The organism is Streptomyces sp. NPDC021020, assembly GCF_044333285.1.
Lineage (GTDB): Bacteria > Actinomycetota > Actinomycetes > Streptomycetales > Streptomycetaceae > Actinacidiphila.
This window is the reverse complement of the sequence record NZ_JBIRQQ010000012.1, coordinates 288,052-301,624: the sequence shown is the minus strand read 5'-3', so window position 1 is coordinate 301,624 and position 13,573 is coordinate 288,052. Positions and strand designations below refer to the sequence as shown.

The following is a 13,573-nucleotide window of genomic DNA, read 5'->3' as shown; positions in this document are numbered from 1 at the left end:
TATCTGGCGTTGACTTTTGGCACGCTGTTGAGTTCTCAAGGAACGGAAGCTTCCTTCGAGACCGTTTCACCGGCCCCTCCGGGCTTTCCCTTCGTCGTGTTCCGACTCTATCAGACGCTTTCCAGTGCCTGACCCCCAGTCAGCGGGGTTTGTCTTTCCGGCTGTTGGGCCGTTCCGACGAGTGAGACTTTAGCGGACTTCCTTCGCTCCGGCCAAATCGGCCGGTCGAGCGAAAGCCTGCCTGCATTCCGTAAAAACACACGACGGGACGACAGTGAGGACGACGGCACAGCGGCCGTCGACACGGTCGAATCGAGATGGTTCCTGCGGGATGGCTGTCCGGGGACCGACCAGAGATCGGCGCTCACGTCGGACAACCCGGAGGACACTACGCACGCCTGCCGGGTGTGTCAACCCCCGGTGTTCAGGGCCCCGGCGGGGCTCCCCCACGGCCTGGCGGGAGGGAGGTCAGTCGAGGTCTTCCAGGCGGCCGCCGGCGTCGGGCTGGCTGGTCTCGACGCGGCGCAGGAGGCGGGTGAGCATGTCGCCGAGGGTCGCGCGTTCCGCCGTGGTGAGGTCCTGGAGGAGGTCGTCCTCGAAGGCCGCGGCGAGGCGCATGGTCTGGAGCCACTTCTCGCGGCCCTCGTCCGTCAGCTCGACGATGACGCGGACGCGGTTGGCCTCGTCCCGCTCGCGGGTGACCAGGCCCTCGGTGACGAGCCGGTCGATGCGGTGGGTCATGGCGGCCGGGGTGAGACCGAGGCGTTTCGCGAGGTCGCCGGGGCCCAGCTGGTACGGGGTGCCGACGACGACGAGGGCCTTGAGGACCTCCCACTCGGCGTTGCTGATGCCGAGGTCGACGAGCTGCCGGCCGTACGCGACGTTCATCCGGCGGTTGAGCCGGCCCAGGGCGGTGACGACCTTCTCGATCTGGGGGTCGACCTCGGGAAATTCGCGCTGGTAGGCGGCGATCTGGGCGTCGAGGTCCAGTTCCTGGGGCGCACCGGCCGAGCCTGCGGCTGAGGTCATGCTCCCGAGTATGGCACGGAAGGCTTTGCTCTAAAGCCCTTCGGCATGTAGTCTTTAGCTTCGAACTTTAGTCATCAAGTCTTCGAACCGAAGCCGTACCGATCGGGACCACCCGGAGGGAGAGCCGTGAACAACGCCATGGGCGCCGCGCTGCGCCGTATTCAGCTGGGGAACGCCCTGAGCGCCTTCGGGAACGGCTTCACCGTGCCCTTCACCTTCGTGTACGTGGCGCAGGTGCGGGGGCTCGGCGCCGGGGTCGCGGGTCTGGTGCTGGCGGCCTTCGCCGTCGCTGCGCTCTTCGTGCTGCCCCTCACCGGGCGCGCCATCGACCGGCGCGGGCCCGTACCGGTCGCGGTCGCGGGGACCGTGCTCGCTGCCGTGGGGTCGCTCGGGCTCGGGCTGTCCGGCAGCGAGGCCGTGGTGATCGCGGCCGCGGGCGCGCTGGGCGCGGGCGTCTCGGTGGTGCAGCCCGCGCTGGCCACGATGATCGTGTGGTGCTCGACGCCGGCGACCCGCTCGCGCGCGTTCGCGACGCAGTTCTTCCTGGCCAACCTGGGGCTCGGCGTCGGCGGGCTCATGGGCGGCCTGATCGTGGACACCGCGCACCCGTCGTCGTTCATCCGGCTCTTCTCGATCGAGGCGGCGATGTTCCTGGTGCTCGGCGCGGTCGTCGCCACCGTGCGGCTGCCGCGTGCCGCCGGCGCGGGCGAGCGGGTCCCGGGTGCGTCCGGCGGGGGCTGGAGCGTGCTGCTGCGGCACCGCGCCATGGTGCTGCTGTGCGTGCTCGGCTTCGTGCTGTTCTTCGCGTGCTACGGGCAGTTCGAGTCGGGGCTCTCCGCCTTCGCGGTGACCGTCACGCGGATCTCGCCCGCCATGCTCGGTGTGGCGCTGGCGGCGAACACGGCGGCGATCGTGCTCGCGCAGTTCGTGGTGCTGCGGCTCGTCGAGCGGCGGCGGCGCAGCGCGGTGATCTCGGTTGTCGGCGTGGTCTGGGCTGTGGCCTGGCTGGTCGCCGGGGCGTCCGGGCTCCTGCACGGGCACCACGCGGTGGCCGTCGTGGCGATCATCAGCACGTACGCGCTGTTCGGGCTGGGTGAGGCGATGCTCGCGCCGACCGTGTCGCCGCTCGTCGCCGATCTCGCCCCCGAGGGCATGGTCGGGCGCTACAACGCGGCGTTTGCGCTGGTCAAGCAGTTGGCGCTGGCGATCGGGCCCGCGGTGGGCGGCCTTGTCGCCGCCGCGGGGGCGTACGACGTGTACGTGATGCTGCTCGTGGGCTGCTCGCTCGGTGTCTCCGTGCTGGCGGTGCGGCTGGGCCGTACGCTCACGGCCGGGCAGGACGCGCCGCACCGCTCCCGCGTGGTGGCCGTCCACCCCGCGAACGAGCCGGCTCCCGCGCCGGCCCCGGTGGCCTGACCTCCCTCCGGCGCGGCGAACCCGTTCGTCTCAGCCCGGGAGGGCGAATTCGCACCACACGGCCTTGCCGCCGCCGGGCGTACGGCGGGAGCCCCAGGACGTGGCGATCGTCGCGATGATCGAGATGCCGCGGCCCGCCTCGTCTGCGGGCTCCGCGCGGCGGCGGTGCGGCAGGTGCTCGTCGCCGTCGGTGACCTCGATCACCAGGCGGCGGTCGGTGCGGCGCAGGCGCAGCCTCATGGGCGGGGTGCCGTGCTTGAGGGAGTTGGCGACGAGTTCGCTCACCGCGAGGACGCCGAGGTCGCGGAGTTCGACGGGGAAGCGCCAGGAGGCGAGGACGCCGGTGGCGAAGGCGCGGGCGCGGGGGGCGGCCTCGATGCCGCCGAGCAGGTCGAGGGAGGCGTTGCGGAAGACCTCGCCGTCGGGGTGGCCGGTGTGGTCGGGGTACTGCAGGACGAGGACGGCGACGTCGTCGTCGTGCTGGCCGGTGACGCCGAGGGCGCGCAGCAGGCGGTCGCAGATGACCTGGGGGGCGCCGGTGGCTCCCGCGAGCGCGCGCATGAGGGTGGTGACGCCGTCCTCGATGTCCTCGCCGCGGCGCTCGATGAGGCCGTCGGTGTAGAGGACGGCGGTGCAGCCGGGGCCGAAGGGGACGGTCGCGGAGTGGTGCGTCCAGCCGCCGGTGCCGAGCGGGGGGCCGGTGGGCTCGTCGGTGCGCTCGACCGTGCCGTCCGGGTGGCGGATGAGGAGCGGGAGGTGGCCGGCGCTGGCGTAGGCGAGGCGGCCCTCGCTGGGGTCGTGGACGGCGTAGACGCAGGTGGCGATCTGGGTGGCGTCGATCTCGGCGGCGAGTCCGTCGAGGAGCTGGATGACCTCGTGCGGGGGCAGGTCGAGGCGGGCGTAGGCGCGTACGGCGGTGCGGAGCTGGCCCATGACGGCGGCGGCGCGGACCCCGCGGCCCATGACGTCGCCGATGACGAGGGCGGTGCGGCCGGCGCCGAGGGTGATCACGTCGTACCAGTCGCCCCCGACGGCCGCGTCGGTGCCGCCGGGCTGGTAGGTGGCGGCCAGGCGCAGGTCGTCGGGCTGTTCGAGCTGCTGGGGCAGCAGGCTGCGCTGGAGGGTGACGGCGGTCTCGTGGATGCGCCGCTCGCTCTCCCGGAGGCGCTCGGCGGACTGGACCTGGTCGGTGACGTCGGCGGCGAAGACCAGGACGCCGCGGCGGGCGGGGTCGGGGTCGTCGGCGTGGACGGGGGTGCAGGTGAAGGTGAAGTAACCCTGACGGGTGACGGCGGCGTGGTCCGCCCGGGTGACCTTGCGGGCCTTGACCGTGCGCGGGCGGCCGCTGCGGAGGACCTGGTCCATGAGCGGGAGCAGGCCGAGTTCGGAGAGTTCGGGCAGGGCGTCGCGGGCGGGGGCGCCGGTGGGGCGGGGGCCGAAGACGTCGGTGTAGGCGTCGTTGACGAAGCCGAGGGTGTGGTCGGGCCCGTGGGTGACGGCGATGAGCGCGGGCAGCTGGCTGAGCATCGCGGCGACGGCCGCGCCGGCGCCGTCGAGGGTGGGCGGCCGTTCCTGGGAGGTGCCCGGGTGACCTGCGGCGGAGGGATCGGCGGAGCCGCCGGGGGCGGCGCCGGTGCCGCCGGTCGTGTCACCCGCCGGTGCGGCGGCGGGGTCGGCGGTCTTGCCGCGGGCCGCCGGGACGGCTCCGCGTCGCTGTGTTCCGGGGAGCCGGGCGCTCCAACGCGTGAGGTTCAAACGTCCGATTCCTCGTATTTGTCACTCTTTGCAGGTGCTGCCGCACGGGTCGTCACCCGTCCAGTGTGGCCGAATGTGGGCCTGCGAGGGAATCGCGCCGTGGTGCGCCCGGCGCGTCCGGGGGCGCTCATGCGCCTGGCGGGTCGGTGTCGCCGCGGGTCGGGCGGTCCGGGCCGCCGCCGGTGCCACCGCCCGGACCCGCGGGGCCGCCCGGGGTGTCGCCGTCGCGTCCCGCCGCGTGCTCGAACTCGGCGCGCGGGTGCTCCAGGGAGCCGAGCGAGACGATCTCGCGCTTGAAGAGGCCGGACAGGATCCACTCCGCGAGCACCTTGGACTTGCGGTTCGCGGTCGGCATCCGGCTGAGGTGGTAGACGCGGTGCATCAGCCACGCCGGGTAGCCGGTGAGGCGGCGGCCGTAGAGCAGGGCGACGCCCTCGTGCAGGCCGAGCGAGGCGACCGAGCCGACGTACTTGTGGCGGTATTCGGTCAGCGGTTCGCCGTGCAGCTCGGCAACGATGTTGCGGGCCAGCACCTTGGCCTGGCGTACGGCGTGCTGGGCGTTGGGCGCGCACAGGACGCCCGGGCGGTCGGCGGTGAGGTCCGGGACGGCGGCCGCGTCGCCTGCCGCCCAGGCGCCGGGGTGGCCGGTGACGCGGAGGGTGGCGTCGGCGCGCAGCCGGCCGCGGTCGTCGAGCGGCAGGCCGGTGGCGGCGAGCAGCGGGGCGGGTTTGACGCCGGCGGTCCACACCACCGTCCTGGTCGGCAGCCGGGAGCCGTCGGAGAGGACGGCGACGCGGTTCTCGCAGGACTCCAGCCGGGTCTCCAGGCGGATGTCGATGTTGCGGCCGCGCAGCTCCCGTACGGCGTAGCGGCCGAGCCGCTCGCCGACCTCGGGGAGGATGCGGTCGGTGGCCTCGACCAGCACCCATTTCATGTCCTCGGGGCGGACGTTGTGGTAGTAGCGCAGGGCGTAGCGGGCCATGTTCTCCAGCTCGCCGAGTGCTTCCACGCCCGCGTAGCCGCCGCCGACGAAGACGAAGGTCAGGGCCGCCTCGCGGACGTCCGCGTCGCGGGTGGAGGAGGCGATGTCGAGCTGTTCGAGCACGTGGTTGCGCAGCCCGATGGCCTCCTCGACGGTCTTGAAGCCGATCCCGTACTCGGCCAGGCCCGGGACAGGAAGGATGCGGGCGATCGAGCCGGGGGCGAGGACGAGGTGGTCGTAGCCGATCTCGGTGGCGCCGCCGCCCTCCTCCTCGGTGGCGGGCGTGACGACGGTCGCGACGCGCTTGTCGTGGTCGACCGAGCGGACCTCGCCGACGATGATCCGGCAGCGGTCCAGGACCCGGCGCAGGGGGACGACGACATGCCGCGGGGAGATCGATCCGGCGGCCGCTTCGGGAAGAAACGGCTGGTAGGTCATGTACGGCTGCGGCTCGACGACCATGATCTCGGCCTCGCCGCGCTGCAGCCGCAGCTTTCGCTGGAGCTGCAGCGCCGTGTACATGCCGACATAACCACCGCCGACCACAAGAATGCGCGGTGTGCTTGCCCTGGCCATGGCCGCCGACTCCGTCGTCATTGCTCCATGACGCAATGGGCGGACACCGTTTGTCCACAGGGCGGACGGCGCGATTCGCCGGAACGGGCGTTCTCGCAGGCCGGGAGCCCGTAGGCGCATGGGGTGATCATCGGGCAAACGCCGCAGACGCGGGAAGCCGCCCGCCCCCGCACGGAACGATCTCCTGTCCCACGGATCACACCCCCTTCATTCTTGACGCAGCCTCAACTATGTTCGTTTCTCGTAGTGCTGCGCGGTGACGCGCGTGCACGATCTTTAAGGGTGGGGAGTCTCCGGGGGGAGACAACCGGATTACCGGGGGAGACACATATGCATCTCGAGTTCGCAAAATTGACATCTGCCACGGCCGCGGACAGCGGCACGGGCCGGGCGGCACCCCTGCGGGTGGACGCCCAGCGCAATCTGGAGCACGTGCTCCGCGCCGCCCGCGAGGTCTTCGGGGAACTCGGCTACGGCGCGCCGATGGAGGACGTCGCGCGGCGCGCCCGCGTCGGGGTCGGCACCGTCTACCGCCGCTTCCCGAGCAAGGACGTGCTGGTCCGGCGGATCGCCGAGGAGGAGACCGCGCGGCTGACGGAACAGGCGCGCGCCGCGCTCGGCCAGGAGGAGGAGGCGTGGTCCGCGCTGGCCCGCTTCCTGCGCACCTCCGTCGCGTCCGGCGCGGGCCGGCTGCTGCCGCCGCAGGTGCTGCGGGTGCAGCCGCACGACGGCCCGGAGGACGACGCGGCGCGGGTGCCGCAGCAGCGCGTGCGCTCCGGCGAGGACGCGGTCCTCGCCGGGGTCCTGCGCGAGCACGCGCCGGCCGCTCCGGCCCCGGCTCCGGTGCCGACTTCCGCCGCCGGGGCGGGGGCGCACGACGCGATCGAGGAGCAGGACGGGATACGCACGCTGCTCGACGTGGTGGGCCAGCTCGTGGAGCGGGCCCGCGCCGCCGGGGAGCTGCGGGCGGACGTGTCCGTCGCGGACGTGCTGCTCGTCATCGCGACGGCGGCTCCGTCCCTGCCGGATGCTGCGCAGCAGGCGGCGGCGTCGGCGCGGCTCCTCGACATCCTCCTGGAGGGCCTCCGCTCCCGCTGACGCGCTGCCGCGCGGGGTGAGCGTTTCGCCCTGCCGCGCGGGGTGAGCGTTTTGCGCTGCGGCGCTGGGTGAGCGTTTTTAGGGGCGCGGGGAACTGCGCGAACAGCCACGACGTGCCGTCACGTCGTCACCGGCCCGAAGGGGCAGTACGGTCCGTACCGGACCACCGGCCGGTGGTGGGCTGAGCGCGCAGTTCCCCGCGCCCCTTCAGGGCGCCCTGCGCCGCAGGCGCAGCCCCCCGCGGGGTGGTGGAGGAAGCGTGAACGATGGCCCACGGAAGGGTGGTTCCGTACGGGCGCGGGGACCGCGGGGGCCCGGTTGTGCCACGCTTGGCGCGTGGATGAGGCCAACGGCGAGACCAGCGCCTCCGCTGCCGCGGAAAGCGTGGAAAGCGGCGCCGGCGAGGAGCCGCCCCGCAGGGTCCCGGGTCAGCGCGACCCGGCAGCGCGTCCGGACCCGGTGTACGCCGCGCCGCGCGGCAGTACGCCGGACGACGCGCGGGGGCACGCGGAGTCCGAGCGCTCCGACACCGAGCTCGTCGACCAGGTCCGGGCCGGCCGGGACAGCGCCTACGAGGAGCTGTACCGGCGCCACGCCCAGGCCGTACGCCGGTACGCCCGTACGTGCTGCCGCGACACGCACACCGCGGAGGACCTCACCGGCGAGGTGTTCGCCCGTACGCTCCAGGCCATCCGGGGCGGCAGCGGGCCGCAGTCCGCGGTGCGCGCGTACCTGCTCACCACCGTGCGCCGGGTCGCCGCGTCGTGGGGCAGCAGCGCGCGCCGCGAGCAGCTCGTCGAGGACTTCGCCGTCTTCGCCGTCTCCGCGGAGGGCGCCGGGACGGGGGCCGCCGCGAGCGAACCGGCCGCCGACGTACGCGCCATGCGGCAGGCCGAGCAGTCGCTCGCCATCACGGCCTTCCGGACGCTGCCCGAGCGGTGGCAGACGGTGCTGTGGCACACGGCGGTCGAGGAGGAGTCGCCCAGCGACATCGCGCCGCTGCTGGGGCTGACGGCGAACGCCACCGCTGTCCTCGCGCACCGCGCCCGGGAGGGGCTGCGCCAGGCGTACCTGCAGGCGCACGTCAGCTCGGCCCTGACCCGGGCCGGGGATTGCGCGCGGTACGCCGACCGGCTCGGCGCGCACGCGCGCGGCGGCCTGCGGATGCGCGCCGACCGCGAGCTGAACCGGCATCTGAAGGACTGCGAGCGCTGCACCGCCGCCTCCCTCGAACTCGCCGACCTCAACTCGACGCTCAAGGGCCTGCTGCCGGTCGCGTACATCGGCTGGTTCGCCGCCGTCTACGCCGCCAAGGCCGCGGGCGTCGCGGTCGTCGCGGGCGGTGCTGCCGCCGCGGGCGCCGCGGGTGGAGCCGCGGCCGCCGCCGCTGGCTCGGGCTCCGGCGGGTCCGCCGCTGCGGGCGGGGCCGCGAGCGAGGGGCTCGGGCTGCCCGCCAAGATCGGCATCGCGGCGGCGGTGGTGGTGGCCGCCGCGGCGACTGCCTTCGCCCTCACCGCGGGCGGCGACGGCAAGCACACGCCGGAGGCCAAGCCGCCCGTTCCGGCGCCGCCCGCCGCGCCCGCGGCGACGAGCCCGCCGCCCTCTCCCGAGCCGCAGCCCAAGCCCGCGCCCAAGCCGCCACCGCCGCCGCCGTCACCCGTCCGTACGACCCCGCCGCCGCCCGAGCCCGCGGTGACGCACCCGGCGCCCCCGCCGCCCGCCCCGAAGCCGACGCACGAGCCGACGCTCACGCCGACGCCAACGCCCACCACCGAGGCGCCCACCCCGCCGCCCACCGTCGAGCCGACGGCGGCGCCGGTCACGTACAAGGTCAACTCGCTGCGGGTCAGCGGCCTGCCGGGCAGTCGGGACGAGCCCACGATCCGCCTCGGCGGCCTCGCCGCGGGCAGCTGGTGGTGGGACCGCTGGGGGCTCCGCATCGACGGCACGGCGTTCGCGCACGGCATCAGCGTGCACGCGCCGTCGAGCGTGACCATCGACCTCAACCGGTCGTGCCTCGCGTACGACGCGATGGCGGGCGTCGACGATCTGGGGCGCGGGCTGCGGACGGGCGTGCGGTTCGCCGTGGACGGCGACGGCAAGCGGCTCTGGACCTCGCCGGTCCTGCACGCGGGTGACCCCGCGGTACCTGTTCACGTCCCGCTCGCGGGCCGTACGACGATCACGCTCACCGTCACCCCGGAGGCTTCGCCTCGCGACCGCACGGGCCTCGCGGACTGGGCGGACTCCGTCCTCACCTGCGCGTAGCGCTTGCCGCGCGGGGAGGCTGCGCTTGCCGCGCGGGGCAACCACCAGGGGCGCGGGGAACTGCGCGAGCGACCCACCACCGGCCGGTGGTCCGGAAACGACAGCAACTGCCCCTTTCGGACGGTGACTACCCGCGCCCCGGTGGGAGCTGAGCGCGCAGTTCCCCGCGCCCCTAAAAACGCTCTCCCGGCGCGGGGACCGCGCAGGCGCCGTCCGCGCAGGAGTCGGCTTCCTCCGCGGCCGGGGCCGCGGATTCGCGGGAGATCTGCTCCAGCGCCTGGAGGAAGACGGACGTCTCCTGGCCGCCCTGGACGGCCCACGTGCCCTCGAAGACGAAGGTCGGCACCGCGGAGATGCCGAGTGCGCGGGCCTCGTCGATGTCCGCGAGGACCTCCTTCGTGAGGTCGTCGCCCGCGAGGAAGGCGGTGACGGCGTCGCGGTCGAGGCCCGCGGCGACCGCGGTGTCGGCGAGCTGCGCGCGGTCGCCGATGTCGAGGCCCTCGCCGAAGTGGCCGGCCATGAGCGCGCCCTTGAGGCGGGTCTGGACGGCGGGGCCGTACGTGTCGAGGGCGAAGCGCAGCAGGCGGTGGGCGAGCAGCGAGTTGTTCTCCAGCACCGTGTCGAAGTCGAAGGTGATGCCCTCGTCGGCGCCGAGCGCCGTGACGCGCGCGTCCATGGCGCGGGCCTGCGGCCCGTACTTCGCCGCGAGCACGTCGTGGTGCGGGCGCGGCTCGTGCGGGGCGGACGGGTCGAGCTGGAAGGGCCGGTAGACGACCTCGACGGCGGCGGCCTTCGGGAAGGCCGCGAGCGCGCGCTCGAAGCGGGCCTTGCCCACGTAGCACCAGGGGCAGGCGATGTCTGAGTAGATCTCGACCTTCACGGGCTCTTCTCACTTCCGGTGGGGGCTGCGGCCGCGCTCCAGTATTCCTTGAAGCTTCAAGTGCATAAGGCCGCCGCCCGCCGCGGCTATTCCCCGGCGGGGTCGGCGGGGTCGGCGGGGTCCGCGGGGTCGACGGGGTCCGCGGGCGCCACCGCGAGGGCGGCGATCAGATCCGCGGCCGTCTGCGGGTCGAGCGCCGCGCCCCGCTCCCGCGCCTCCGCGAGCCGCGCCGGGGGCAGGGCCTCGGCCGTACGGGCGGCGACCGCGTCGGCGGCCTCGCGTTCGGGGGAGCTGCGTGGGAGCGGGCCCCGTACGGCGTCGGCGGCGGACAGCAGGCGGGCCGCGGAGTACGCGTCGCCGGCGGCGGCCAGCGCCTCGGCGGCGATGTCCAGCATCGACCCGACGACCAGCTCGGTGGGGCCGGCCGCGAGGGCGAGCCGCAGCGCCTGGTCCAGCTCGCCGAGGGCCGCGCGGGGCCGTCCCTCGGCGGTGGTGATGCGTGCGGACAGGCTCGCGAGCAGCGCGTGGAAGACCGGCGGCGGGGTGCCGTCGCCGACGTGCCCGGCCGCGAGCTCGCACATCCGGCGCGCCCCGGTCACGTCCCCCTCCCGCAGCCGCATCGTGCCCGCGAGATAGCGCACGTAGGTGCGCGCGTCCCAGACGGTGTAGCGCTCGGCCGCGTCGTCGGCGCGGTCCAGGAGCCGGTGCGCCTCCTCGTGGTCGCCGTCGCGGTAGGCGATCTCGGCCATCCGGGCGAGCAGGAACGCGGACTCGGCGAAGGCGCCCAGCTCGGTCCCGAGCCGCTGGGCCTCCTCCAGGTCGGCGCGCGCGGCCCGGTAGTCGCCGCGGGCCATCGCGATCTCGCCGGAGGCGCCGCGGGCCTGCGCGAGGATCCAGCGGTCGGCGAGCCGGTCGGTCAGCTCCGCGAGTTCGGCGCGGCCGGCGTCGGCGGCGGGCAGGCCGCCGGGTGAGTCGACGGCCATGTGGGTGTGCAGCAGCAGCGCCGTCGCCAGCGCCCAGTCGTCGCCGTAGGCGCGGCAGTTGGCGACGACCGCCGCCGTGTTGCGGCGGATCTCGGGGGTGCCGCCGAGCAGGACCTCCTTGCCGCCGTGCACGACGTAGGCGGTGAAGGGCCAGACGATGCCGGGGAAGCGCGCCGCGTGCGGGCCGCCGTGGCGGTAGGCGCGCTCCAGGCGCTCGGCGAGGGCGATCCACTGCGGCGTGGCGAACTGCGCTTCGGAGCCCTGGTCGCTCTTGACGAAGAAGAGCGTCATCAGCGCGTCGGTGCGCGGCCAGTACAGCGGGTGGCCGGTGTCCTCGGGTGTGTCCTCGCTGAGCGCGAGTGTCCGGCCGAGCCAGCCGTCCGCCTCGTCGCGGTAATTGCGCAGCCACCAGAACCAGCCCATGGCCAGCACGATCGCCAGCGCGTCCGGCTCGTCGCCCGCCTCGATCGCGCGGTGCAGCGCGGCCCGGATGTTGTCCATCTCGGCCTCCAGCACCTCCAGCCAGCGCAGCTGGTCGGCGCCGCGCAGGTGGTCGTCGGCGGTACGGGCGAGGTCGCGGTAGTACGCGGTGTGCGCGCGGGCGGCGCGCGCCAGCTCGGCGGGGCGCTCGGCGGCCCGTTCGACGGCGTATTCGTGGATGGTCTCCAGCAGCCGGTAGCGGACGTGCGGGCCGTCCGCGGCCGGGTCGCCGCCGCTGCCGGACGGCCGCAGGTCCGCCACGACGAGGGATTTGTCGACGAGCTGCGCGACCGTCTCCAGCGCGTCCGCGCCGCACACCGCCTCGGCGGCGTCCAGCGTGCAGCCGCCCGCGAAGACGCTCAGCGCGCACAGTGCGGTGCGCTCGCCGTCCGCGAGCAGCTCCCAGCTCCAGTCGACGACCGCGCGCAGCGTCTGCTGGCGCGGCAGCACGGTGCGGCTGCCGCTGGTCAGCAGCCGGAAGCGGTCGTCGAGCCGCTGGGCGATCTGCTGCGGGGTGAGCGCCCGCAGCCGGGCGGCGGCCAGCTCGATCGCCAGCGGCAGCCCGTCCAGCCGCCGGCAGATCTCCGTCACGGCCTCGTCCTCGGCGGCGCTCCCGCTCACCGCGGCGCCGTCGGCGTACGGGGCCGCGCCCGGCCGTACGGCGGCGGCGCGCTCGGCGAACAGGCGGTGGGCCGTGGGGAGGGGCAGCGGCTCGACCGGGCGGACCAGCTCGCCGGGGACGCCCAGCGGCTCGCGGCTGGTGGCCAGCACCGTCACGGCGGGGCAGGCGGCGAGCAGCTCGGCGGTGAGCGTCGCCGCCGCCTCGATCAGATGCTCGCAGTTGTCCAGCACCAGCAGCAGGCGGCGGGACGCGCAGTGCTCCAGCAGCCGCGCCACCGGGTCCTCGCCGTGCGGCTCCGGCCGCATCGGCCCGGCGCCCAGGACATGGGCGTCGCGGCGGCCCAGGGCGTTCAGCACGGCGTACGGGATCGCTCCGGGGTCGTCGAGCGGGGCCAGCTCCGCGAGCCACACGCCGTCCGGGAAGCCGGCGGCCGCCGCTTCCGCGGCCTCCTGGGCGAGGCGGGTCTTGCCCGTGCCGCCGGGGCCGGTGAGGGTCACCAGGCGGGCGTGGGCGATGTCCGCGTCCAGGTCGCGCAGATCGGCCTCGCGGCCGACGAAGCTGGTGAGGCGGGCCCGCAGGTTGCCCGCGGGCCGCGGGCGGTCGGGGGCTTGCGGTGCGCGCGGGGTGCTGGTCGGTGGGGGGTGCTCCTCGCCCTGCCGCAGCAGGTCGGCGTGCAGGGCGCGCAGCTCCGGGCCGGGGTCCGCGCCCAGGACGTCGGCGAGCGTCTCGCGGGTCTCCTCGTACGCCACGAGGGCGTCGGCGGTCCGGCCGGTGGCGCGCAGCGCGCTGATCAGCTGGACGCGGAAGACCTCGTCGAGGGGGTACGCGAGGACGGCCTCGCGCAGCTCGGGCAGGACGTCGGCGGCGCGGCCCAGCGCGAATTCCGCGTCCACGCGGAGCCGCTGGGCCGTACGGCGCAGGGCCTCGGGGCGGGCGGCGGGGACGGCGCGCTCCGGGAGGTCGGCGAGCGCGGGGCCGCGCCACAGGGCCAGGCCGCGGGCCAGGACCTCCGAGGCGAGCCGCGGGTCGCCTGCCGCGAGGGCTCCCTCGGCCTCGTGGACGAGCCGCTCGAAGACGAAGAGGTCGACCGCGTCGGGCTCGGCCGCGAGGCGGTAGCCGCCGGGCTCCGACGTCACGGCGTCGCGGCCGAGCGCTTTGCGCAGCCGGGCGACCAGGGCCTGGAGCGCGCCCGGCGCGTCCGCGGGTGGGTCGGCGGCCCATACGTACTCGATGAGGGTGTCCGTGGGGACGGGGCGGCCGGGGCTCAGGGCCAGCGCGGCGGTGAGCGCCCGTACACGCCCGCCGCCCAGCGCGACGGGGGCACCGTCGCGGTCCCTCGCCTCGGTGACCCCCAGCACGAAATAACGCACTCCGGCATTCTCCCTTGTCCCCCGGCGTACCCGGCGGGGCGTCGCGCACTGCGTACGGTGGGTGGGGTCGGGTGCCACTCCGGGTTGTACGGCGGGCTCGCCGCCGACGGTGGT

At 74.9% G+C, this 13,573-nt stretch carries 8 protein-coding genes; 3 read left to right on the top strand and 5 right to left on the bottom strand.

The window, feature by feature from the left end:
- Positions 1 to 468 precede the first annotated feature (468 nt).
- Entirely contained in the window at positions 469 to 1,029 is a 561-nt protein-coding gene (locus ACH4SL_RS31725; RefSeq protein WP_398452005.1) for a MarR family winged helix-turn-helix transcriptional regulator, read from the bottom strand.
- Between the two features lie 126 nt (positions 1,030 to 1,155).
- Between ACH4SL_RS31725 and ACH4SL_RS31720 the strand changes: the two genes are divergently transcribed.
- On the top strand, positions 1,156 to 2,445 hold the full coding sequence (locus tag ACH4SL_RS31720) for an MFS transporter (protein ID WP_398452002.1): 1,290 nt from the start codon (positions 1,156 to 1,158) through the stop codon (positions 2,443 to 2,445).
- 30 nt (positions 2,446 to 2,475) lie between these two features.
- Here ACH4SL_RS31720 and ACH4SL_RS31715 read toward each other — a convergent pair whose 3' ends face one another.
- Together ACH4SL_RS31715 and ACH4SL_RS31710 are read right to left on the bottom strand one after the other, a co-directional pair.
- Positions 2,476 to 4,200 (bottom strand): SpoIIE family protein phosphatase, encoded by a 1,725-nt coding sequence (locus tag ACH4SL_RS31715; protein ID WP_398451999.1) that lies wholly within the window; start codon positions 4,198 to 4,200, stop codon positions 2,476 to 2,478.
- A 127-nt stretch (positions 4,201 to 4,327) separates the two neighbouring features.
- Positions 4,328 to 5,779 (bottom strand): NAD(P)/FAD-dependent oxidoreductase, encoded by a 1,452-nt coding sequence (locus ACH4SL_RS31710; RefSeq protein WP_398451996.1) that lies wholly within the window; start codon positions 5,777 to 5,779, stop codon positions 4,328 to 4,330.
- A 309-nt stretch (positions 5,780 to 6,088) separates the two neighbouring features.
- Here ACH4SL_RS31710 and ACH4SL_RS31705 point away from each other — a divergent pair, with 309 nt between their 5' ends.
- Together ACH4SL_RS31705 and ACH4SL_RS31700 are read left to right on the top strand one after the other, a co-directional pair.
- Positions 6,089 to 6,856: a TetR/AcrR family transcriptional regulator gene (locus tag ACH4SL_RS31705; RefSeq protein WP_398451993.1), complete on the top strand. Its 768-nt coding sequence runs from the start codon at positions 6,089 to 6,091 to the stop codon at positions 6,854 to 6,856.
- A 336-nt stretch (positions 6,857 to 7,192) separates the two neighbouring features.
- Entirely contained in the window at positions 7,193 to 9,124 is a 1,932-nt protein-coding gene (locus ACH4SL_RS31700) for a sigma-70 family RNA polymerase sigma factor (protein WP_398451990.1), read from the top strand.
- Between the two features lie 172 nt (positions 9,125 to 9,296).
- Here the strand turns inward: ACH4SL_RS31700 and ACH4SL_RS31695 are convergent, their stop codons facing one another.
- Both ACH4SL_RS31695 and ACH4SL_RS31690 read right to left on the bottom strand, forming a co-directional pair.
- Positions 9,297 to 10,004, bottom strand: a complete 708-nt coding sequence (locus tag ACH4SL_RS31695; protein ID WP_398451987.1) for a DsbA family oxidoreductase — start codon at positions 10,002 to 10,004, stop codon at positions 9,297 to 9,299.
- A gap of 86 nt (positions 10,005 to 10,090) precedes the next feature.
- Positions 10,091 to 13,459, bottom strand: coding sequence for a BTAD domain-containing putative transcriptional regulator (locus tag ACH4SL_RS31690; protein WP_398451983.1), 3,369 nt, complete (start codon positions 13,457 to 13,459; stop codon positions 10,091 to 10,093).
- Positions 13,460 to 13,573 lie beyond the last annotated feature (114 nt).